Origin of the sequence: Streptomyces sp. NPDC058697 (assembly GCF_042715345.1) — a bacterium.
In the GTDB taxonomy this organism is placed as follows: Bacteria; Actinomycetota; Actinomycetes; order Streptomycetales; family Streptomycetaceae; genus Streptomyces; species Streptomyces liliifuscus.
Genome location: NZ_JBHXSU010000009.1, coordinates 282,387 through 304,013, shown reverse-complemented (window position 1 = coordinate 304,013; position 21,627 = coordinate 282,387). Strand labels below are relative to the sequence as shown.

Sequence of the window (21,627 nt, the reverse complement as noted above, 5' to 3'; positions counted from 1 at the left end):
GGGGTTGTCCACAGGTTCAGCGGACCCCCTTGTCCCGACCGATCGTTCGGTTACTCTAACTCTGTCCGCCCGTTCCTGCCCAGGTCGTGAGCTCGACGGAGAGCTCACGAGACGAGGAGTTGGTCCCTCATGGCCGCCGAACTCACCGCGCACCAGCTGATCGCACAGCACCGGCCCACCCTCGACCAGGCGCTGGAAGCGATCCGCACACGCGCGTACTGGTCGCCACACCCCGAACACCCCAAGGCGTACGGGGAGAACGCAAGCCTGGACGCGACGGCGGGCAAGGCCGCCTTCGACGCCCTCCTGGGCGGCCGCCTCGACCTCGGCCAGCCAGGCACCGACGACTGGGTGGGCGGCGAGGTCTCGCCGTACGGAATCGAGCTGGGGATCACGTACCCGCACGCGGACGTCGACACCCTGCTGCCCGCCATGCGCGCGGGGCAGCGCGCGTGGCGCGACGCCGGCGCGGAGATGCGCGCGGTGGTGTGCCTGGAGATCCTCAAGCGGATCAGCGACCGCACCCACGAGTTCGCGCACGCGGTCATGCACACCAGCGGCCAGGCCTTCATGATGGCGTTCCAGGCGGGCGGCCCGCACGCGCAGGACCGCGGCCTGGAGGCGGTGGCGTACGCGTACGTGGAGCAGGTCCGCACCCCCGACAACGCCGAGTGGACGAAGCCCCAGGGCAAGCGCGACCCGATCGCGCTGACCAAGCGGTTCACGCCGGTGCCGCGCGGAATCGCGCTGGTGATCGGCTGCAACACTTTCCCGACGTGGAACGGCTATCCGGGCCTGTTCGCCTCCCTGGCCACGGGCAACGCGGTGCTCGTGAAGCCCCACCCGCGCGCGGTGCTGCCGCTCGCGCTCACCGTCCAGGTGGCCCGCGAGGTGCTCGCCGAGGCCGGCTTCGACCCGAACCTGGTGGCGCTGGCCGCCGAGCGGGCGGGCGAGGGCATCGCCAAGACCCTGGCGACACGCCCGGAGATCCGGATCATCGACTACACGGGCTCGACGGCGTTCGGCGACTGGCTGGAGGCCAACGCCCGCCAGGCGCAGGTCTACACGGAGAAGGCCGGCGTCAACACGGTGCTCGTGGAGTCGACCGACAACTACAAGGGAATGCTGTCGAACCTCGCCTTCTCCTTGTCCCTCTACAGCGGCCAGATGTGCACGACCCCGCAGAACCTCCTCATCCCCCGCGACGGCATCCGTACGGAGGAAGGCCCCAGGACGTACGACGAGGTGGTCGCCGACCTCGCCAGGTCGGTCGGCGGACTCCTCGGTGACGACGCCCGGGCGAACGGGCTGCTGGGCGCGATCGTGAACCCTGATGTGAAGGCCCGCCTGGAGGCGGCCGCGGGTCTCGGCGAAGTCGCCCTCGCCTCACGGGAGATCGCCAACCCCGAGTACCCGGACGCGGTCGTGCGCACCCCGGTGATCGTGAAACTGGACGGCGCCAAGCCGGACGACCAGGCCGCGTTCATGAACGAGTGCTTCGGCCCCGTCTCCTTCGCGGTCGCGGTCGACTCGGCGGCGGACGCCGTGGCACTGCTGCGGCGGACCATCGCCAACAAGGGCGCGATGACGGTCGGCGCGTACACGACCTCGGAGGAGGTCGAGGAGGCCGTCCAGGAAGCCTGCCTGGAGGAGTGCGCCCAGCTCTCGCTCAACCTGACCGGCGGGGTCTACGTCAACCAGACCGCCGCGTTCTCCGACTTCCACGGGTCGGGCGGCAACCCGGCCGCGAACGCCGCACTGTGCGACGGAGCGTTCGTGGCCAACCGCTTCCGCGTGGTGGAGGTCCGCCGGGAGGCGTAGGAGGCGCCCCAAAGGGGCGCGGGGAACTGCGCGACCAGCCACAGCCGACCCGCAGGGATACGACTACGAGGCACTCCAGTGGAACAACGTCATCGCCACGCTGGTGGCGAGGTTGTAGCTGGAGACCTGAGGCCGCATCGGCAGCGAGACCAAGTGGTCCGTACGGGCGCGCAGTTCGCCGGACAAGCCACTCCGCTCCGAACCGAAGGCGAGGACGGCATCGGCCGGGAGCTTCAGCGCCCGGATGTCCTCGCCCTCGGGGTCGAGGGCGAACACCGGCCCGGCGGGCAGTTCGTCCACGGTCAGTCGCTCGACGGCCGTGGCGAAGTGCAGGCCCGCCCCGGCGCGCACCACCGTGGGATGCCACGGATCGAGCGTGCCGGTCGTGACGACACCCGTCGCACCGAAGCCGGCCGCGAGCCGGATCACGGCGCCCGCGTTGCCGAGGTTGCGCGGCTGGTCGAGGACGACCACAGGTGCGCTGCGGGGCGTGCGGGCCAGCACGTGCAGATTGGCGGCACGCTCGGGCCGTACCGCCAGGGCGGCCACGGCGGTGGGGTGCGGGCGCGGGACGAGGGCTTCGTACGCGGCCTGCGGGACCTCCGTCAGAAGGGCGTCCAGCGTGTCCCGTACGTCCGGGGCCAGGTCGTCGGCGAGGGCGAGCGCGGCCTGTCGATCGGCGGTGACCGCCACCGGGATCTCGGCCCGGAAGCGCACGGCGTGCTTGAGGGCGTGGAAACCGTCGAGCAGCACGGAGGTGCCGGCGAGCCGACGCCAGGCGCTGACGGGGTCGCGTAGGTCGAGGTCTCGTGGCTCGGGCTCGCGTGGCTCGGGGTCGCGTGGGTCGGGGTCGCGTGGGTCGACGGCGTCGAGGTCGTGGGGGTCGTCCGTCATGCGGTGAAGCCTACGTGCGGGTGCTCGGCCGTCTCGGCGGTCTCGGCCGTCTCCGGGGTGCGCGGGGGTTCCTTGCGGAGCCCCGGGAGCGTACGCGTACGGCCCAGACGCGAAAACAGCCCTCCACGCGCGCGTGCCGCCCATCCGCCCACGCGGCGCAGGAAGGACGTCGGCAGGAACACGGCGTCGGCGGCGATCATCGCGAGCGAGAAGAACGGCAGCCCCAGCACGACAGCGATCACGGCGTGCTCGGTCATCATCGCGGCGAGCAGAACGTTCTTCACCCGCCGGTTGAACAGCGTGAAGGGGAAGGCGACCTGCACGACCACCGTCCCGTACGTCACGAGCAGCATCAGCGCGCCGCTCGCGGACAGCAGATCGGAGAGCGCCGGCCAGGGGGAGAAGTAGTCCAGGTGGAGGGGGTAGTAGACGGCGGTGCCGTCCTGCCAGCGCGAACCCTGGATCTTGTACCAGCCGGCGGTCGCGTAGATCAGACACGCCTCGGCCATGATCACGAAGAGGGCGGCGTTGTGGACGAGGTTGGCGACGACGTCGAGGAGGATGCGGGGCTGGACGCTCCGGCCGTACCGGCCGGACAGCCACCACAGGCCCTGTACGGCCCAGAGTCCCCAGTAGATCGTCCGCCAGCCGCCGAGAAAGCCGCCGTCGATCTTCCCCGCGAGCGTGGCCGCGGCCAGGACGAGGCCGAGCACCGTCCAGAGGGTGGGACCGGCCCTGTCCGGCCCGACCCATGCTCCGCGCGCGCGTGCGTCCCGGGCCCGGCGCTCCCGCCGCTCGTCCAGCGACCAGACCTGTCCGCAGCGCGTGAGCACGAGGTAGATCGCCATGAGGTGGATGACGTTGTCGCCGCCGTCCCCCATGAAGATGCTGCGGTTCTGCAGGGAGAGCACGCCGACCATGAAGAGCACGGACATGGTCCGGGTGCGCCAGCCGAGCATCAGCAGAAGGCTGGACAGTACGGCGAACGCGTAGACGATCCCGAACCAGACCTGGCCGTCGGCCCACATCAGGGCAGTGAAGGCGTGGTTGCTCGCGATGAGCTGCTGGGCGAGATCCCAGCTCCAGGGGCCGTCGGGCCCGTACAGCTCCTCGCGGTGCGGGAACTCCCGCAGCAGGAACAGCAGCCAGGTCCCGGCGAAGCCTATGCGGATCACTGCGCTCTGGTACGGGCCCAGCGCCTCGCCGGTGACGCGCGTGATGGCCTGCGCGAGGGTCCGGTCGACGCGCTGCTTCCGGTCGAACCGGCTTATCCGGCCGGCAAGCCGCTCACGCCCGAGGTCGCGCGTCCGGTCCCGGCCGAGGCTGCTCGTCCGGTGGTGGTCGGGGATGCGCGCCTGGTGGTGGTCGGGGGTGCTTGTCGGGGTGCCCGTCGAGGCGGGGGTGTTCGTCGGGGCACCGACAGGGGCTCCGGTCGGGGCGCCGGTCGGGACGGGGCCGGTCGGGACGGGGCCGCGGTCATGGTTGCCCGGCGGGGTGGGCTCGGGGTCGTGGTCGCCCGTCGGGCCGTGGTCCAGATCGCTCATCGGGCGCTCGCCTCCGTCCCCGTGGACTCCGCGGGCCGCGTCCCGGCCGCCCGGTCGGCCTCCGAGACCGGCCACCAGGGCAGCTCGCGGACGATGGGCTTGTCGGACACCTGCTCCTGGCTCCACTTCGGCGGCTGCACATTGGTCGTACGGGAGCGGACCTGGACCTGTTGCACGACCGCGCCCCGGCCGCCGGCCTGCTCGCGGTCGAGGCGCAGGACCACGATGCGGCGCAGGTACTTCTCGGAGAGGGCCCCGCGCAGGCCGTTCGGACGGTTCGCGTTGTCGTGCGTGGCCACGAAGAAGTCCCAGGCCCGGCGCAGCTCGTTCTGCTGGGTGTGGCTGGGCAGCAGATTGCCGTCGATGGCGGCACCGTCCAGCGCGGAGAGGTCGTACCAGCCGGTCGTCCTCATGTCACCGTCCGCGGCCCGTACGTCGGCGCGGACCTGGACCGCGATGTTCTGCTGCAGCGGGTTGGGCGCGAAGAGCTTCCAGTTCTGCTCGAACTCGGGGTAGATCCACTCGTCGATCGCCTGCCCGTGCTGCTTGGTGACCGTGTTCGACGGCGCCACATGCAGGAAGACCATGCCCACGTGCACACAGGCGGCGACCGCGACGACGGCGAGCGCGAGCGCCGCGGCGATCTGGTACGGGAGGGAGAGGGCGGCGATACCGGCGGGAGGGGGGAGCGGCGGACCGGTGAGGGCTGGGTCGTCGTGCTGCTGGTCGTAGTGCTCATCGTGCTGCTCGTCGCACTGCCGGCCGTCTTGACTGTCGTACTGCCGGCCGTCGCGTTGCTGGTCGCCGTACTGCTGGGGGATGCGGGCGGGAGCCTCGCCGGAGGGCTTCTGCCCGCCCGGGGACGCCTGACTGTCCGGAGACGCCTGACTGTCCGAGGGCTCATGGCTGTCCGGGGGCTCATGGCTGTCGGGGACGGCCGCCGCGGGCTCGCCCGGCACGGGCCGGGCGTTCGAGCCCTTGTCGTACGCGTCCATTCCGCCCCGTTCCCGAAGTCTGTCCGATTCCCGTCGCCCGTCCCGCGACAGTCGCACCGGCACGGTACTCAGGCCCGCCCGCCCAGCACAGTCCCATGGGTCACAGAAGCCACGAGGTTATCCACAGCGGTTGACACCTTACGACCCTCGCTCCTCCCCGAATCGAACACACCGACCGATCGGTAGGCCTGCCGGTCGGCAGCCCTCCGGTGAACGATGTGAACCGGCCCGGCCCGCCCGCACCGTTCCCTTCTTCTAGAACCTGTTCTATCTTGACGCTCCGCCAGATCAACGGATCCGCCGGAAGGACAAGGCCGTGGACTTCACCTTCACCGAGGAGCAGCAGGCGGCCGTGGAGGCGGCGAGGGCGGTGTTCGCGGGGGTCGCGCCGGACGGTGTGCCGAGTCCCGCGCTCACCGCCGGCGCCGTCGCGGACGACTTCGACCGCGCCCTGTGGGCGAAACTCGCCGACGCCGACCTGCTGAGCCTGCTGCTCGACGCCCGTCACGGGGGCGCGGGCCTGGACGCCGTCGCGCTCTGCCTGGTGCTGCGCGAGTCCGCGAAGGTGCTCGCGAGGGTGCCGTTGCTGGAGAGCACCGCGGCCGCGGTGACCGTGCAGACGTACGGCGGCGAGGAGTTGAAGGCGGACCTGCTCGCCCGGGCCGGCCGGGGTGAGCTGGTCCTGACGGTCGCCGCGAACGGCCGTACCGGCCACGACGGCGCCGAACTCGCCGTGACCGCACGGCCGGAGGGCGACCTGTGGGTGCTGGACGGGATGCAGACGGCCGTCCCCTGGGCACAGAACGCCGACTTCGTCCTCGTACCCGCGCTGGGCAGCGACTCGGGCCGCTCCGTGCTCGCCGTTGTCCCCCGCGTCCACGAAGGCGTGCTGCTCGCTGAGCAGTTCTCGACAACGGGCGAGCGGCTCGGCGAACTCCGGCTGGATTCCGTACGCGTTCCCGCCCGTGACGTCATCGACGCCGACGGAGCCTGGGAGTCGCTGCGTGACCTGCTCGCCACCGGGACGTGCGCGCTGGCGCTGGGGCTGGGCGAAGGAGTGCTCGGGATGACCAGCGAATACACCAGCAAGCGGGAGCAGTTCGGGTTCCCGGTCGCCACGTTCCAGGCCGTGGCCGTGCAGGCCGCCGACCGCTACATCGACCTGCGCGCGATGGAGGCCACCCTCTGGCAGGCCGCGTGGCGGATCAGCTCGAGGGCCGGCGGGGCGCTCCCCGCGTCCGGTGACATCGCCGTCGCCAAGATCTGGGCCTCCGAGGGCGTACGCCGTGTCGTGCAGACCGCGCAGCATCTGCACGGCGGCATCGGCGCGGACACCGACTACCCCCTGCACCGGTACCACGCCTGGGCCAAGCACCTGGAACTCTCACTCGGCCCGGCGGCAGCGCACGAGGAAACCCTGGGCGACCTGCTGGCGGCGCACCCCTTGGGATGAGCGCGGCCGTGGGGCGAACCTGAGGCTTCTGGGACGAGCGAGGGGCTTGAGACGAACCCGAGGCTCTGGAATCAGCGAGGGCGTTGAAAGAGGCGGGCGGCCAGGGAACCCGGCCGCCCCGGGTCGGCTAGAGCACGAACCCCGACTGCCCCTCCGTGTTCACCACAGGACGGCCCGCGGCCGCCCAGATCTGCATGCCGCCGTCGACGTTCACCGCGTCGATGCCCTGCTGGACCAGGTACATCGTGACCTGGGCCGAACGACCTCCGGAGCGGCAGATCACATGGACCCTGCCGTCCTGCGGCGCCGCCTCGGTCAGCTCGCCGTAGCGTGCGACGAAGTCACTGATGGGAATGTGCAGCGCCCCTTCGGCGTGACCCGCCTGCCACTCGTCGTCCTCCCGGACGTCCAGCAGGAAGTCACCGTCCGCGAGATCCGAGACCTCGACCGTGGGCACACCAGCTCCGAAACTCATGCCCCGACGCTACCCGACCGGGCCGTTCCGCAGCTCGGCCCGGGGCACGAGGACGGACGCGACTGGTCCCAGGGCCGACGCCACCGGTCTCAGCGCCGACACCACCAGAAAACCTGCCGTCCAGCCGTCCAGCCGTGCTGCCGTCAGGCCTCGCTGCCGAGCAGGCCCGCCAGTTCGGCCTCCCGCTCGCTCACCTGCGCCAGCAGCTGCTCGGCGATCTCCTCCAGCAGCCGGTCGGGGTCGTCCGGGGCGATCTTGAGCATCGCGCCGATCGCGCTCTCCTCCAGGTCGCGGGCGACGAGGGCGAGCAGTTCCTTGCGCTGGGCGAGCCATTCGAGACGGGCGTAGAGCTCCTCGCTACGGCTCGGGCGCCACTCCTCGGACACGGGTCCCGCTGCCCACTCCTCGGACAGCTCCCGGAGCAGCGGCTCGTCGCCACGGCCGTACGCCGCGTTGACCCGGGAGATGAACTCGTCGCGCCGCGCGCGCTCCGTGTCGTCCTGAGCCAGGTCGGGGTGTGCCTTGCGGACCAGTTCCCGGTAGAGCTTGCGGGCCTCGTCGCTCGGCCGGACCCGCTGCGGCGGCCGCACGGGCTGATCGGTCAGCATGGCCGAGGCCTCCGGGGACAGCCCGTCCGAGTCGAGCCAGTCGTGGAACAGCTCCTCGATCCCCGGCATCGGCATGACGCGGGCCCGTGCCTCCTGCGCCTTGAGCACGTCCTCCGGGTCACCGGTGCTCGCGGCCCGCGCCTCGGCGATCTGCGCGTCCAGCTCGTCGAGCCGCGAGTACATCGGCCCGAGCTTCTGGTGGTGCAGCCGGGAGAAGTTCTCCACCTCGACCCGGAAGGTCTCCACCGCGATCTCGAACTCGATCAACGCCTGCTCGGCCGCCCGAACGGCCCGCTCCAGCCGCGCCTCGGGCCGCTCCGCCTCGTCACCCCCGGCGTCACCGGCCCCACCGACGGCACCATCCCCCGCCGGCCCGCCCTCCGCCGCCTCGTCGCCTCCGACCGCCCCCGTCGATGCCCGGGCACCCGATTCGGCACCCGCCTCGACAGACGGCACGGCAGACGGCTCGGCATCCACCTCGACGGACGGCTCGGAGGACGGCACCTCCTCGACGTGTGCCTGGTCGCCGCCGGGCTCATCGGCGCGCGGCTCACCGGCGACCGGCTCCGCAGGGGGCTCGGACGGCTGCTCGGACGGGGACTGCTCAGCTTCCGGGGTCGTCACCCGCCCAGCCTAGGCCACGGCTGCACCGGCCACCCGAACCCGCCTGGGACAAGGGCTTTCACCCCTGCCGCCGACTCCCACCCTCAGCCGGTCACCGCCGAAATCCCCAGCTTCTCGGCTCCGCAGTTCCCAGCTCCCAGTTCCCAGCCCCGCCCCGAAAGGGGCGCGGGGAACTGCGCGACCAGCCCCCACCAACCCGCACCCGGCCAACCACCAGCCAGCGAGCTCCCAGCCTCAGGCTTGCCGACCCCCAGCTTCCGCCCCCAGCTCCTGGCGCACAGCTCCCGGCTCCCGGCTCCCGGCGCGCAGCCCTGCCGGCGTTCAGACCCCCAGCTCTCCCACGATCCGCCCCGCCCGCACGGCCGCCACCAGCTCCGCGTGGTCGGCCTCGGTCCGGTCCGCGTAGGCGACCGAGAAGGTGGCGACCGCCTCGTCCAGTTCCTCGCTCTTGCCGCAGTACCCCGCGATGAGCCGTGGATCGGCGCTGTGCGAGTGCGCCCTTGCCAGCAGGGCTCCCGTCATCCGGGCGTAGTCGTCAATCTGGTCGGCGGCCAGCGCCGCGGGATCGACGCTGCCCTTGCGGTTGCGGAACTGCCGCACCTGGAAGGGCCGCCCCTCGACCGACGTCCAGCCGAGGAGAATGTCGCTGACGACCTGCATCCGCTTCTGGCCGAGGACGACCCGGCGGCCCTCGTGCTCGACCTCGGGCACCGCGAGGCCGGCCGTCGCCAGATGCGGCACCAGCACGGACGGGCGGACCTCCTTCACCTGGAGGACGAGGGCCTCACCGCGGTGGTCGAGGAGCAGCACCACGTACGAGCGCGTGCCCACGCTGCCCGTGCCGACCACGCGGAACGCCACGTCGTGCACCGCGTACCGCGCGAGGAGCGGCAGACGGTCCTCGGAGAGCGAGGCCAGATACTCTTCCAGCGACCGCGCAACCCCGGCGGCCTCTTCGTCCGGCACGCGTCGCAGCACCGGCGGGGCGTCGACGAAGCGGCGCCCGCCGCCCTCCACGACCTCCGTCGACTTGGCCGCGAACCGCCCGCTGGTGTTGCCACGGGCCTTCTCCGAGACCCGCTCCAGCGTGCCGAGCAGGTCGTGGGCGTCGGTGTGCGAGACCAGCTCCTCGTCCGCGATGGCGTTCCACGCGTCCAGGACCGGGAGCCTGGCGAGCAGCCGCATGGTGCGCCGGTACGAACCGGTCGCGAAGTGCGCGGCCTTGCGACACGTGTCCTCGTCCGCCCCCGCCTCCCGGGCGGCGAGCACGAGCGAGGTCGTGAGCCGCTTGAGGTCCCACTCCCACGGGCCGTGGACGGTTTCGTCGAAGTCGTTCAGGTCCATGACGAGTCCGCCGCGCGCGTCCCCGTACAGACCGAAGTTCGCGGCGTGCGCGTCGCCGCAGATCTGGGCGCCGATGCCGGTCAGCGGCGTACGCGCGAGGTCGTAGGCCATGAGTCCGGCCGAACCGCGCAGGAAGGCGAAGGGGGTAGCCGCCATCCGGCCGACCCGCATCGGCGTGAGCCCGGGGATCCGGCCGTGGTTGGACGCGTCGACCGCGGTCACCGCGTCCGGGCGGTCGCCGTTGGTGTCGATGGAGGAGTGCGCACTGCGCGGGACGCTGCCTCGCAGCGCCTTGCCTTCCTCCTTGGGCGAACCCTGCGCCTTGGCCGGGCCCTCCCCGGGCCGCCGCGCGAACCCGGGCACCGCCGGAACCCTTGCCGCCCCGGCCACCACACCACCGGTCTCGCTCACTCGAACCGCCTCCCCCGCGCACGAACATCAATCACGAACATCGATTTCGAGACGACCGTACCGCCGGGCGGCGATCCTTGTGAGCCCCTGTGGACAACTCCACGCCTGTGGAAAACACCCCAGCTCAGCGCCGGATCAGCGCCGAAGACAGCTCGCGGGCGGTGCCGGCGCTACTTCCGGAACTGCTCCTGGCAGCGACCGTCCTCGGCCAGATATGTCTTCGCCCACGCGCCCAGCTCCCCCAGCGCGGGCTCCAACGCCGCCCCCGCCTCCGTCAGCCGGTAGGAGACCCGCAGCGGCGGCCCGTCGTCGACCTCGCGCACGACCAGCCCGACCGTCGCCAGCTCGGTGAGCCGGTCGGAGAGCATGCGCTCGCTGATGCCGGGGATGGCACGGCGCAGGTCGGCGAAGTGCACGGGGGCGGGCAGGAGCACGGCCACGATCGGGCCCGTCCAGCGCTTTCCGAGCACCTGGAAGACCTGGGTGATGCCGTTGTCCACGCGCCTGCACGACGCGGCGTCGTGGTTTTCCTGGACCGCCATGCCTTCAGGGTACTGGTCTCCCGTGAGGGGATGAAAAAAAGTAAGTGACTGTGTTATTCATAGTTACGAACAGAAACGCAGTCCATGGCGACGGGCCGCACCGCGCCCGGACTGCCAACAGCGTCGAGCCCTCTCGGCGCACCCGTCGGACAGCGCTCCGTCGAACCACATCGCCGAACCACCCTCACTGGAGAACTCATGGCCACCCTGCTGCACCTGGACTCGTCCGTCTTCCCGGGTCCCGCCTCGGCGTCCCGCGCCGTCACGGACGCCTTCCGCACGACCTGGGAGGAGCAGCACCCCGAGGGCACGGTGATCTACCGCGACCTCTCCGTGAATCCCGTGCCGCACATCACCGCCCTTGCCCACAGCGCCGGCTTCGCCGATCCGGCGGAGCACTCCCCGGAGCAGGCCGCGGCCTTCGCCGAGCGTGTGAGGTTCATCGAGGAGCTGGAGCGGGCGGACGCCGTGCTGATCGGCGCGCCCATGTACAACTACTCGATCCCGTCGACCCTCAAGGCGTGGCTGGACAACGTGGTCCTCTACGGCCGTACCGCGGGCGAGACCCCGTCCGCCAAGGGCACCCCGGTCACCGTCGTGGCCAGCCGCGGCGGCTCCTACGCGCCGGGCACCCCGCGCGCGGGCTACGAGTACGTGCAGAACTACCTGGAGGCCGTCCTCAAGGACATGCTCGCCCTGGACCTCGAATTCATCGTTCCGGAGCTCACGATGGCCCCGCACAACCCGGCGATGTCCGAGCTGGTCCCGCTCTTCGAGGCCTCCCGCGCCAAGGCCCTGCAGGAGGCTGCCGACAAGGCCAGGACCCTCGCCGACCAGCTCACGTCCAAGGCGGCCTGACGCTTCACGGCGTGAGCACGACCACGTGACCACGCACCCCGGTCGTGCGGCGCCCACTGCGCCCGAGCCGCGCCGCACGACCGTTTTCCCCCTCTACGGAGAGGGCACTTTCACTGATGGGCACCCCTAGGAGACCCGTTTCCCCCTGGGTTTCCCCCTGGGTTTCCCCCTGGGGCGGCATCACGGGCCGCATCACGACCCCTGGGGTCCCATCACGACGGAAGTCGCCCCTACGCGCCCGCGCCCGCTGCCGCAGCCGCTGCCCGGTTGATCCCGTCCGTCTCCAGCACCCGCTCGGCCGCCCCGTCCCGGGCCACCGCGATCATCGCCAGGCCCACCTGTTCGGTCGTCGTGATCCGCCGGGGCGCCAGCTTCCGAAGGACGGGCAGCAGCGGCCCGGTCAACGCGTAGATCGCCCGGTACACCCGGGTCTTCGACCGGATTCCGTGCAGCGGCTGGATGAGCCCCGGCCGGAACATGTACCCCTCCACACCGTCCAGGGCGAGCAGCGCGTTCTCCGTCTCCCCCTTGACCCGCGCCCACATCACACGCCCCTGCGCGGAGCCGTCGGTCCCCTGCCCGGACACGTAACAGAAGGTCAGCCCCGGATTCCAGCGGCCCAGCGAACGCGCCACCTCGAGCGTGAGGTCGTACGTGACCTTCCGGTACGCGTCCTCCTTCATACCCGCCGACGAAACCCCGAGGCAGAAGAAGCAGGCGTCGTACCCGGAGAGCTCGTCATCGAGCCCGCCGAGATCGGTGAGATCGGCCCGCACGACCTCACTCAGCTTCGGATGCGAGACCCCCACCGCCGTCCGCCCGACCACGAGCACACGCTCCACACCCGCGTCCCGCAGACACTCCCGCAAAACCCCTTGCCCGACCATCCCGGTCGCCCCAAAGAGAATCACCTTCACAGAGCCCACTCCCACCACATAGCCGGACCGTCACGCTGGGCGGTCCTGCCCGGCGAAGAAATCAGCCTCACACAAAGCAGACCCCCGGCCGTGAGATACCTCACCGCCAGGGGCCTGCCCTGCTCTGTCGGCGGCCGGGGTGGGCAGTCCGGCCGGGCCTGAGTCGGGGAACGAAGAACGGGCCCCCACCGGAACTTTCGTTCTGGTGGAGACCCGGTCTCCTGTGGTGCGCGAGGGGGGAGTTGAACCCCCACGCCCTTGCGGGCACTGGAACCTGAATCCAGCGCGTCTGCCTATTCCGCCACCCGCGCATTGGGTGTGTCGTCCGTCTCTCACCGAGTGGGTGAGCGCCTGCCGACATGCAGAAGATTAGCACGCTGGATGGGGTGGATTCACATCCGTTTCCGAGGGCCGGAGGTAGGGCAGCGGACCTCCGCGTCGGCCCTCCATCAGCCCCGCTTCACCCCCGCATCACCTGCGGGACCGCCTCGGACGGCACCCCGGATCCCTTCGTCCCCACCCTCCACGTATCAACGAGAACCGGTTCACGTATCAACCTCGTACCGGTCCAGGCCATCTCCCCAGGAGGGGGCCAGGGTCCACAGTCGGGTGCGGGACACTGTGGGGACGCCACCTCTACGATCCTTCTCATACGGAGTGCCCGGGGGGAGTTCGAAGAGGGGCTTCCGAGGGAACTTCGGGAGGGGACTTCAGTGGGCGTCGACTTCTGTCGACCGGGCCGACAGGGGGAACCAGCCGATTTCCCGGCGCGTGGATACGATCAGTAAGCAGTACCAGGGCAACGACGAAGGAGGAGGTGCCCCATGGGAGTCCTGAAGAAGTTCGAGCAACGTCTCGAAGGTCTGGTCAACGGCACCTTCGCCAAGGTGTTCAAGTCCGAGGTCCAGCCCGTGGAGATCGCAGGAGCGCTCCAGCGCGAGTGCGACAACAACGCCACGATCTGGAACCGCGACCGGACCGTCGTCCCGAACGACTTCATCGTGGAGCTGAGCACGCCCGACTTCGAGCGGCTCAGCCCCTACTCCGGCCAGCTCGGTGACGAGCTCGCCGGCATGGTGCGCGACTACGCCAAGCAGCAGCGCTACACCTTCATGGGCACCATCAAGGTCCATCTGGAGAAGGCGGACGACCTGGACACGGGCCTGTACCGGGTCCGCAGCCGTACGCTCGCCTCCTCCGCCAACCAGCAGGCCACTCCCGAGCGCGCACCCGCGGGCCCGCCCCCGGCGGCGGCCCGCGGCCAGGCAGGCGGCTACGGCTATCCGCCCGCGGCCGCTCCTCCCATGCCTGCCGCGCCGCCCCCCGGCGGCCGTCCGGGCGCCGCACCCGCGGGCCAGCGGCCCGCCGCGGCCCCACAGCCGGGTGGACGTACGCGGCACTGGATCGAGATCAACGGCACCCGCCATCAGATCTCCCGCCCGACGCTGGTGCTGGGCCGCAGCACCGAAGCCGACGTGCGGATCGACGACCCCGGCGTCTCGCGCCGGCACTGTGAGATCCGGACCGGAACGCCCTCGACTGTCCAGGATCTCGGGTCCACCAACGGCATCGTGGTGGACGGGCAGCACACCACCCGCGCTACGCTCCGCGACGGCTCGCGGATCGTCGTGGGCAGCACCACCATCATTTACCGGCAAGCCGAAGGGTGAAGCGGGGGCAATGTCAGAGCTGACCCTCACGGTCATGCGGCTGGGTTTCCTGGCCGTACTGTGGCTGTTCGTGATCGTGGCCGTGCAGGTCATCCGCAGCGACCTGTTCGGAACGCGCGTCACACAGCGCGGCTCGCGCAGGGACGCCAACCGACCGCAGCAGGCCGCGCGCCAAGCCGCGCCGCCGCAGCAGCGCCAGCAGGCGGCACCACCGAGCGGCGGCGGCCGTCAGCGCCGTGGCGCCCCCACCAAGCTGGTCGTCTCCGAGGGCATCCTCACGGGCACGACGGTCGCCCTGCAGGGGCAGACCATCACCCTGGGACGTGCACACGACAGCACCATCGTGCTGGACGACGACTACGCGTCCAGCAGGCATGCCAGGATCTACCCGGACCGTGACGGCCAGTGGATCGTCGAAGACCTCGGGTCCACCAACGGCACGTATCTCGACCGGAACCGACTGACGACTCCCACGCCGATCCCGCTGGGCGCGCCGATCCGCATCGGCAAGACCGTCATCGAGCTGCGGAAGTAGTGCTACGTCATGAATGAGCGCGAGCGGAGCGAGCGGGCAGCGGCGGTCCACACGACGGACCCCGGCGCGCTCCCGACCGGAGGGTGGGCACCGTGCGGATGTACCCGGAGCCGACGGGCGAGGTGCGCATGAGTCTGTCACTGCGCTTCGCCGCCGGATCGCACAAAGGCATGATCCGCGAGGGCAACGAGGACTCCGGTTACGCCGGTCCTCGGCTGCTCGCGATCGCGGACGGAATGGGCGGCCAGGCCGCCGGCGAGGTGGCCTCCTCCGAGGTCATCTCCACCATCGTCGCGCTCGACGACGACGTGCCGGGCTCCGACATCCTCACCTCGCTCGGGACGGCCGTTCAGCGCGCCAACGACCAGCTCAGGATGATGGTCGAGGAGGACCCCCAGCTCGAAGGCATGGGGACGACCCTCACCGCGCTCCTGTGGACCGGGCAGCGGCTCGGCCTCGTACACGTCGGTGACTCCCGCGCGTATCTGCTGCGGGACGGCGTGCTGACGCAGATCACGCAGGACCACACATGGGTGCAGCGCCTCGTCGACGAGGGCCGCATCACGGAGGAAGAGGCCACCACCCACCCGCAGCGCTCCCTGCTGATGCGCGCGCTGGGCAGTGGCGACCATGTCGAGCCGGACCTCTCCATCCGTGAGGTCCGCGCCGGCGACCGGTACCTGATCTGTTCCGACGGGCTGTCCGGAGTCGTCTCCCATCAGACGATGGAGGACACCCTCGCCAGCTACCAGGGCCCGCAGGAGACCGTGCAGCAGCTCATCGAGCTCGCGCTGCGCGGCGGCGGCCCCGACAACATCACGGTCATCGTGGCCGACGTCCTCGACATCGACGGCGGGGACACCCTCGCGGGGCAGCTCTCCGACACCCCCGTCGTCGTGGGCGCGGTCGCCGAGAACCAGCACCAACTGCACGACAACGGCGCCATGCAGACGCCCGCCGGCCGCGCCTCCAGCCTCGGCCGGCAGGTGCCCGGGCAGGGCGGCGGCGGAGAGTTCGGCCCGCCCGGCAGCGGCGACACCACCGGCTACGTACCCACCGGCGGTTTCGGCGGCTACTCGGACGACGACTTCGTCAAGCCGCGCTCCGGGCGGAAGTGGCTGAAGAGATCTCTCTACATCGCGCTCGCGCTCGGCGTCGTCGGCGGCGGACTGTACGGCGGCTACCGCTGGACGCAGACTCAGTACTACGTCGGCGCCAACGACGAGCACGTCGCGCTGTACCAGGGGATCAGCCAGGACCTGGCCTGGGTCTCGCTCTCGAAGGTGGAGAAGGATCACCCCGAGATCGAACTCAAGTACCTGCCGCCGTACCAGCAGAAGCAGGTCAAGGCCACGATCGCCGAGGGCGGTCTGACCGACGCCCGCTCGAAGGTCGAGGAGCTGGCCACCCAGGCGTCCGCGTGCAAGAAGGACGCCGAGCGCCGCGAGGCGGACAGCAAGGAGAACGCGAAGACCGGTGAGGGCGAGGCCGGCGGTGTCACTGGAACCACACGGACCTCTGCCGCGTCCAAGGCGACACCTACGCCGACCCCGTCGGGGTCAGGTACAACATCGCCCGACCCGTCCAAGTCCACGACCGCACCCACTCCCACACCCGGCCCCAGCCTCTCCGACGAAGAGCAGAAGCTGGTCTCGCTGTGCGGTAAGCAGTAAGCAGCCGTGAGGGGCCCTGTCACACGATGAGCAGCACTTCCAACCCGTCGACGCACCACACGTCCACGATCGGCTCGATCGGAGCACCGAGCCGGCGCAACACCGAGCTCGCGCTGCTGGTGTTCGCCGTGGTCATCCCGGTGTTCGCCTACGCCAACGTCGGCCTGGCCATGAACGACTCGGTGCCGCCCGGGCTGCTGAGCTACGGCCTCGGCCTCGGCCTGCTCGCGGGCGTCGGCCATCTCGTCGTGCGGAAGTTCGCCCCGTACGCGGACCCGCTGCTGCTGCCGCTGGCCACGCTGCTCAACGGCATCGGGCTGGTGGTGGTGTGGCGCCTGGACCAGTCGCAGCGGCTGCAGCAGAGCCCCAACTTCTTCGAGGCGGCCCCCCGCCAGCTGCTGAACTCCGCGCTGGGTGTCGCCCTGTTCGTGGTCGTGCTGATCTTCCTCAAGGACCACCGCGTCCTGCAGCGCTACACCTACATCTCCATGGTCGCCGCGGTGATCCTGCTGCTCCTCCCGCTGGTCCCGGGCCTCGGCGTGAACGTCTTCGGCGCGAGGATCTGGATCAAGATTCCCGGCCTCGGCACCATCCAGCCCGGTGAGTTCGCGAAAATCGCCCTGGCGGTCTTCTTCGCCGGCTATCTCATGGTGAAACGCGACGCCCTGGCCCTGGCCAGCCGCCGCTTCATGGGGCTCTACCTGCCGCGCGGGCGGGACCTCGGCCCGATCGTCGTCATCTGGGCGCTCTCCATCCTGATCCTGATCTTCGAGACCGACCTGGGTACCTCGCTGCTGTTCTTCGGCATGTTCGTGATCATGCTGTACGTGGCCACCGAGCGGACCAGCTGGATCGTGTTCGGTCTGCTGATGTCCGCGGCCGGCGCCGTCGGTGTCGCCTCCTTCGAGTCGCACGTCCAGCAGCGCGTCCAGGCCTGGCTCGACCCGATGCGCGAGTACGAGCTGAGCCAGCAGGGCGTCCTGGGCCACACCGAGCAGTCGATGCAGGCCCTGTGGGCCTTCGGCTCCGGTGGCACCCTCGGCACAGGACTCGGCCAGGGAAACTCCGACCTCATCGGCTTCGCCGCCAACTCCGACTTCATCCTCGCCACCTTCGGCGAGGAGCTGGGCCTGGCCGGTGTGATGGCCATCCTGCTGATGTACGGCCTGATCGTGGAGCGCGGCGTCCGTACGGCGCTCGCGGCCCGTGACCCCTTCGGCAAGCTCCTCGCCGTCGGCCTGTCCGGCGCCTTCGCCCTTCAGGTCTTCGTCGTCGCCGGCGGCGTCATGGGCCTGATCCCGCTGACCGGTATGACGATGCCCTTCCTGGCATACGGAGGTTCCTCCGTCATCGCCAACTGGGCCCTCATCGGCATCCTGATCAGGATCAGCGACACCGCCCGCCGCCCCGCGCCGGCCCCCGCTCCCAACCCCGACGCCGAGATGACCCAGGTGGTCCGACCGTGAACAAGCCCCTGCGCCGGATCGCGATCTTCTGCGGACTCCTCGTCCTCGCGCTGCTCATCCGCGACAACTGGATCCAGTACGTCCAGGCAGACTCGCTGAAGAAGGACACGAAGAACCGCCGCGTCGCCATAGCGCGCTATGCCACACCGCGCGGCGACATCATCGTCGACGGCAACCCGATCACCGGGTCCACGAAGACCAGCGGCGACGACTTCAACGACTTCGAGTACAAGCGCACCTACAAGGACGGCGCGATGTGGGCCCCCGTCACGGGCTACGCCTCGCAGGCCTTCGGTGCCACGCAGCTGGAGAGCATCGAGGACGGCATCCTCACCGGCAACGACGACCGGCTCTTCTTCCGCCGCACCCTCGACATGATCACCGGCAAGAAGCAGGAAGGCGGCAACGTCGTCACCACGCTCAACGCCGCCGCGCAGAAGGCCGCGTACAGCGGTCTGCTGAAGCAGGGCAAGGGTGCCGTCGCCGCGATCGACCCCGAGACCGGCGCGATCCTGGCGCTGGCCTCCACTCCCTCGTACGACCCGTCGTCGTTCGCCGGGAACTCCACCAAGGTCGACGGCAAGGCCTGGACCAAGCTGCAGAAGAAGAACAACCCCGACGACCCGATGCAGAACCGGGCGCTGCGCGAGATCTACCCGCCCGGGTCGACCTTCAAGGTGGTCACGGCCGCGGCGGCGCTGGAGCACGGCATCGTCGACAGCGCCGATGAGAAGACCGACTCGCCACTGCCGTACACCCTGCCGGACAGCACCACCGAGCTGAAGAACGAGGGGAACATCCCCTGCAAGAACGCGACGCTGCGCGAGGCGCTGCGCGTCTCCTGCAACACCGTCTTCGGCAAGCTGGGCGTCGACGTCGGCAAGGAGGACATGCTGGAGACGGCCAAGAAGTTCGGCTTCAACGAGGAGCAGTTCATCCCGATCCGCTCCAGCGCCTCCAACTTCCCCGAGAAGATGGACAGGCCGCAGACCGCGCTCAGCTCGATCGGCCAGTTCGAGACGGCCACGACGCCGCTGCAGATGGCCATGGTGGCCTCGGCCATCGCCAACGACGGCACGCTCATGAAGCCGTACATGGTCGACAAGCTCCAGGCGCCCGGCCTCGATGTCATCGAGCAGACCGAGCCCTCCGAGATGAGCGAGCCGCTGTCCGAGAAGAACGCCCAGATCCTTCAGTCGATGATGGAGACGGTCGTCAAGGAGGGCACCGGCACCAAGGGCCAGATCAACGAGGACGGCGTCACCGTCGGCGGCAAGACCGGTACCGCCCAGCGTGGTGTCGACAACAGCGAGAACCCGTACGCCTGGTTCATCTCGTACGCGAAGCTCGAGGACGGCAGCTCGCCGGTCGCCGTCGCCGTGGTCGTCGAGGACGAAAGTGCCAACCGTGACGACATCTCCGGCGGCGGTCTCGCGGCACCGATTGCGAAGGACGTGATGAAGGCAGTCATCGACAGCAAGAAGTGACCCCGCTCACGTCCCCTTCACATCGGTGCACGTTGCGATACCGGTCCTGTATCGGGTGACGGTTGTGGCCAGGTCAGTCAAGGCGAGCCGGGTACGGTATGCCCGGACAGCACACCGCCGGACCACACGTGGTGTGGTCAGGACCGTCGGAGAGGGCTGGTAGGTAGCTATGGAAGAGCCGCGTCGCCTCGGCGGCCGGTACGAGCTGGGCCACGTGCTCGGCCGTGGTGGCATGGCGGAGGTACATCTCGCCCATGACACCCGGCTCGGCCGCACGGTGGCGGTGAAGACGCTGCGAGCGGACCTCGCGCGCGATCCGTCATTCCAGGCCCGGTTCCGCCGGGAGGCCCAGTCGGCCGCCTCGCTCAACCATCCCGCGATCGTCGCCGTGTACGACACGGGTGAGGACTACATCGAGGGCATCTCCATCCCGTACATCGTGATGGAGTACGTCGACGGGTCCACGCTGAGAGAGCTGCTGCACTCCGGGCGCAAGCTGCTGCCCGAGCGCGCCATGGAGATGACCATCGGCATCCTCCAGGCGCTCGAGTACTCGCACCGCAACGGAATCGTCCACCGCGACATCAAGCCGGCGAACGTCATGCTGACGCGCAACGGCCAGGTCAAGGTCATGGACTTCGGCATCGCCCGCGCCATGGGCGACTCCGGCATGACGATGACGCAGACCGCGGCGGTCATAGGAACCGCGCAGTACCTGTCACCGGAGCAGGCGAAGGGCGAGCAGGTCGACGCCCGCTCCGACCTGTACTCCGCGGGCTGTCTGCTGTACGAGCTCCTGACGGTCCGCCCGCCGTTCATCGGGGACTCCCCGGTCGCGGTCGCGTACCAGCACGTGCGTGAGGAGCCGCAGGCGCCCAGCGTCTTCGACCCCGAGATCACGCCCGAGATGGACGCCATCGTCCTGAAGGCGCTCACCAAGGACCCGGACTACCGCTACCAGTCCGCCGACGAGATGCGCGTGGACATCGAGGCCTGCCTCGACGGCCAGCCCGTCGCGGCGACGGCGGCCATGGGCTCCGTGGGCTACGGCGGCTACCCGGACGACCGGCCCACCACCGCTCTGCGCTCCGCGGACTCGCAGGCCACGTCCATGCTGCCTCCGATGAACCCGGACGACGGCGGCTTCGGCTACGACGACCGTGCCGGGCGCCGACGCCAGCAGAAGAAGAACAACACCTCGACGATTCTGCTGGTCGTGGCGGGTGTGCTCGTGCTGGTCGGCGCGATCCTCATCGGCAAGTGGGCCTTCACCGGGCAGGGCGGGTCGGGCGACGACGCGTTCCCGGCGCCGAACTTCGTGAACCGGACCCAGTCCGAGGCCGAGAAGATGGCGACCAACCGCGAGCTGGAGCTGAAGATCGACTCCAAGCCCTGCGAGAACACCCCGAAGGACAGTGTCTGCGCCCAGAACCCGAAGGCGGAGACACAGGTCAAGAAGGGCGACACGATCACGCTGACCGTGTCGACGGGGGCGCCGAAGGTCGCGGTACCGAACGTCATCGACGACCCGGTCGACGAGGCCACGGAGAAGCTCGAGGACGACAAGTACGGCTTCACGGTCAAGACGGAGTCCAAGGAGTCCAGCGAGACGCCCGGCACGGTCCTCGAACAGGACCCGACGGCGGGCGACGAGGTGGAGAAGGGCTCCACGATCACCCTCACCGTCGCCAAGGAGAAGGAACAGACCACCGTTCCGGACGTGAGCGGCCTGAGCTGTGACGACGCCAAGGCGCGGATGGAGCAGAACGACCTCACGGGCAACTGCACCGACGTGGAGACCGACGACGCCAACCTCGTCGGCAAGGTCGTCGCCACATCGCCCACGGCCAACTCCCCGGCCGACCCGGGCTCCACGGTGAACATCCAGATCGGCAAGGCGGCGGAGGAACAGGAGTTCGCCATGCCGAAGGTGACCCAGATGACCCTCGCCCAGGCCAAGCAGGTTCTCGCGCAGAACAACCTTCAGCTCGGCAACGTCCAGGGGTCGCAGGACGACAACTCCATCGTCCTCGCGAGCAACCCGCAGGAGGGCCAGCAGGTGAAGGCCGGCGACAGGGTCAACCTCGGAACGATCGACGCCGGGCAGCAGAACAACGGCGGCAACGGCAACGGCGGCCTCATCTCGGGCTCCAACGGGGCGGCCTTCCGCGAGGAGGACTGACCCGGGCGACCGGACGCGGACCGCTGGTCGCTGGTCAACGTCAATGGGGGCCTGTACTGCTCGGTCGAGCAGTACAGGCCCCCATTTGCATGGCCCTTGCGAGGTCCGGTGCGGGATCGCGCCCCCAC

Annotated in this window: 17 protein-coding genes and 1 tRNA gene; 9 read left to right on the top strand and 9 right to left on the bottom strand. The window is 70.1% G+C overall.

Going from position 1 to position 21,627, the window contains the following annotated elements:
- Positions 1–129: 129 nt before the first annotated feature.
- Entirely contained in the window at positions 130–1,821 is a 1,692-nt protein-coding gene (paaN, locus tag ACFWXQ_RS23435; protein ID WP_383937566.1) for a phenylacetic acid degradation protein PaaN, read from the top strand.
- A gap of 63 nt (positions 1,822–1,884) precedes the next feature.
- On the opposite strand, the gene ACFWXQ_RS23430 is transcribed toward paaN, so the two are convergent.
- Genes ACFWXQ_RS23430 through ACFWXQ_RS23420 form a run of 3 tightly spaced genes read right to left on the bottom strand, consistent with a single transcriptional unit; the run spans position 1,885 to position 5,254 of the window.
- The gene (locus ACFWXQ_RS23430) at positions 1,885–2,715 is read right to left on the bottom strand and encodes a TrmH family RNA methyltransferase (protein ID WP_383937568.1); all 831 of its coding nucleotides are present in this window, start codon (positions 2,713–2,715) and stop codon (positions 1,885–1,887) included.
- Entirely contained in the window at positions 2,712–4,259 is a 1,548-nt protein-coding gene (locus ACFWXQ_RS23425) for an HTTM domain-containing protein (RefSeq protein WP_383937570.1), read from the bottom strand. The genes ACFWXQ_RS23430 and ACFWXQ_RS23425 overlap by 4 nt, the downstream gene beginning before the upstream one ends.
- A complete protein-coding gene (locus ACFWXQ_RS23420) occupies positions 4,256–5,254 on the bottom strand; it encodes a DUF5819 family protein (protein ID WP_383937572.1) in 999 nt (332 codons plus the stop codon). Before ACFWXQ_RS23420 ends, ACFWXQ_RS23425 begins: the two co-directional genes overlap by 4 nt.
- Positions 5,255–5,570: 316 nt before the next feature.
- Here ACFWXQ_RS23420 and ACFWXQ_RS23415 point away from each other — a divergent pair, with 316 nt between their 5' ends.
- Positions 5,571–6,707, top strand: coding sequence for an acyl-CoA dehydrogenase family protein (locus ACFWXQ_RS23415; RefSeq protein WP_383937574.1), 1,137 nt, complete (start codon positions 5,571–5,573; stop codon positions 6,705–6,707).
- Positions 6,708–6,834: 127 nt separating this feature from the next.
- Here ACFWXQ_RS23415 and ACFWXQ_RS23410 read toward each other — a convergent pair whose 3' ends face one another.
- From ACFWXQ_RS23410 to ACFWXQ_RS23395, 4 genes are all read right to left on the bottom strand, one after another.
- A complete protein-coding gene (locus ACFWXQ_RS23410; RefSeq protein ID WP_383937632.1) occupies positions 6,835–7,164 on the bottom strand; it encodes a rhodanese-like domain-containing protein in 330 nt (109 codons plus the stop codon).
- Between the two features lie 161 nt (positions 7,165–7,325).
- A complete protein-coding gene (locus ACFWXQ_RS23405; RefSeq protein WP_383937576.1) occupies positions 7,326–8,414 on the bottom strand; it encodes a J domain-containing protein in 1,089 nt (362 codons plus the stop codon).
- 321 nt (positions 8,415–8,735) lie between these two features.
- On the bottom strand, positions 8,736–10,169 hold the full coding sequence (locus ACFWXQ_RS23400) for a DUF2252 domain-containing protein (protein ID WP_383937578.1): 1,434 nt from the start codon (positions 10,167–10,169) through the stop codon (positions 8,736–8,738).
- 170 nt (positions 10,170–10,339) lie between these two features.
- Positions 10,340–10,711 (bottom strand): helix-turn-helix domain-containing protein, encoded by a 372-nt coding sequence (locus tag ACFWXQ_RS23395; RefSeq protein WP_200397085.1) that lies wholly within the window; start codon positions 10,709–10,711, stop codon positions 10,340–10,342.
- A 198-nt stretch (positions 10,712–10,909) separates the two neighbouring features.
- Here ACFWXQ_RS23395 and ACFWXQ_RS23390 point away from each other — a divergent pair, with 198 nt between their 5' ends.
- Positions 10,910–11,569 (top strand): FMN-dependent NADH-azoreductase, encoded by a 660-nt coding sequence (locus ACFWXQ_RS23390; RefSeq protein ID WP_383937580.1) that lies wholly within the window; start codon positions 10,910–10,912, stop codon positions 11,567–11,569.
- Between the two features lie 230 nt (positions 11,570–11,799).
- On the opposite strand, the gene ACFWXQ_RS23385 is transcribed toward ACFWXQ_RS23390, so the two are convergent.
- Together ACFWXQ_RS23385 and ACFWXQ_RS23380 are read right to left on the bottom strand one after the other, a co-directional pair.
- Positions 11,800–12,480 (bottom strand): NAD-dependent epimerase/dehydratase family protein, encoded by a 681-nt coding sequence (locus tag ACFWXQ_RS23385; protein ID WP_386269032.1) that lies wholly within the window; start codon positions 12,478–12,480, stop codon positions 11,800–11,802.
- A 230-nt stretch (positions 12,481–12,710) separates the two neighbouring features.
- Positions 12,711–12,797: transfer RNA gene (locus ACFWXQ_RS23380), tRNA-Leu, on the bottom strand.
- A gap of 513 nt (positions 12,798–13,310) precedes the next feature.
- Here ACFWXQ_RS23380 and ACFWXQ_RS23375 point away from each other — a divergent pair.
- The 6 genes from ACFWXQ_RS23375 to pknB all read left to right on the top strand — a co-directional run bounded on the left by ACFWXQ_RS23375 (position 13,311) and on the right by pknB (position 21,499).
- Positions 13,311–14,156, top strand: a complete 846-nt coding sequence (locus ACFWXQ_RS23375) for a DUF3662 and FHA domain-containing protein (RefSeq protein WP_190230799.1) — start codon at positions 13,311–13,313, stop codon at positions 14,154–14,156.
- Positions 14,157–14,166: 10 nt separating this feature from the next.
- Entirely contained in the window at positions 14,167–14,691 is a 525-nt protein-coding gene (locus ACFWXQ_RS23370; protein WP_055613061.1) for an FHA domain-containing protein, read from the top strand.
- A 98-nt stretch (positions 14,692–14,789) separates the two neighbouring features.
- Entirely contained in the window at positions 14,790–16,364 is a 1,575-nt protein-coding gene (locus ACFWXQ_RS23365; RefSeq protein ID WP_383937634.1) for a Stp1/IreP family PP2C-type Ser/Thr phosphatase, read from the top strand.
- A 26-nt stretch (positions 16,365–16,390) separates the two neighbouring features.
- A complete protein-coding gene (locus ACFWXQ_RS23360; protein WP_200397082.1) occupies positions 16,391–17,830 on the top strand; it encodes an FtsW/RodA/SpoVE family cell cycle protein in 1,440 nt (479 codons plus the stop codon).
- Positions 17,827–19,317, top strand: coding sequence for a peptidoglycan D,D-transpeptidase FtsI family protein (locus tag ACFWXQ_RS23355; RefSeq protein WP_383937585.1), 1,491 nt, complete (start codon positions 17,827–17,829; stop codon positions 19,315–19,317). Before ACFWXQ_RS23360 ends, ACFWXQ_RS23355 begins: the two co-directional genes overlap by 4 nt.
- A 169-nt stretch (positions 19,318–19,486) precedes the next feature.
- On the top strand, positions 19,487–21,499 hold the full coding sequence (pknB, locus tag ACFWXQ_RS23350) for a Stk1 family PASTA domain-containing Ser/Thr kinase (protein ID WP_383937586.1): 2,013 nt from the start codon (positions 19,487–19,489) through the stop codon (positions 21,497–21,499).
- The last annotated feature ends 128 nt before the right edge of the window (positions 21,500–21,627 follow it).

What these genes read in the sequence shown, in the direction of transcription:
- ACFWXQ_RS23430 (WP_383937568.1), bottom strand. Translation starts at nt 2,715, where the DNA reads ATGACGGACGACCCCCACGACCTCGACGCCGTCGACCCACGCGACCCC.
- ACFWXQ_RS23370 (WP_055613061.1), top strand. Translation starts at nt 14,167, where the DNA reads ATGTCAGAGCTGACCCTCACGGTCATGCGGCTGGGTTTCCTGGCCGTA.
- pknB (WP_383937586.1), top strand. Translation starts at nt 19,487, where the DNA reads ATGGAAGAGCCGCGTCGCCTCGGCGGCCGGTACGAGCTGGGCCACGTG.
- ACFWXQ_RS23420 (WP_383937572.1), bottom strand. Translation starts at nt 5,254, where the DNA reads ATGGACGCGTACGACAAGGGCTCGAACGCCCGGCCCGTGCCGGGCGAG.
- ACFWXQ_RS23395 (WP_200397085.1), bottom strand. Translation starts at nt 10,711, where the DNA reads ATGGCGGTCCAGGAAAACCACGACGCCGCGTCGTGCAGGCGCGTGGAC.
- ACFWXQ_RS23425 (WP_383937570.1), bottom strand. Translation starts at nt 4,259, where the DNA reads ATGAGCGATCTGGACCACGGCCCGACGGGCGACCACGACCCCGAGCCC.
- ACFWXQ_RS23360 (WP_200397082.1), top strand. Translation starts at nt 16,391, where the DNA reads ATGAGCAGCACTTCCAACCCGTCGACGCACCACACGTCCACGATCGGC.
- paaN (WP_383937566.1), top strand. Translation starts at nt 130, where the DNA reads ATGGCCGCCGAACTCACCGCGCACCAGCTGATCGCACAGCACCGGCCC.
- ACFWXQ_RS23375 (WP_190230799.1), top strand. Translation starts at nt 13,311, where the DNA reads ATGGGAGTCCTGAAGAAGTTCGAGCAACGTCTCGAAGGTCTGGTCAAC.
- ACFWXQ_RS23390 (WP_383937580.1), top strand. Translation starts at nt 10,910, where the DNA reads ATGGCCACCCTGCTGCACCTGGACTCGTCCGTCTTCCCGGGTCCCGCC.
- ACFWXQ_RS23365 (WP_383937634.1), top strand. Translation starts at nt 14,790, where the DNA reads ATGTACCCGGAGCCGACGGGCGAGGTGCGCATGAGTCTGTCACTGCGC.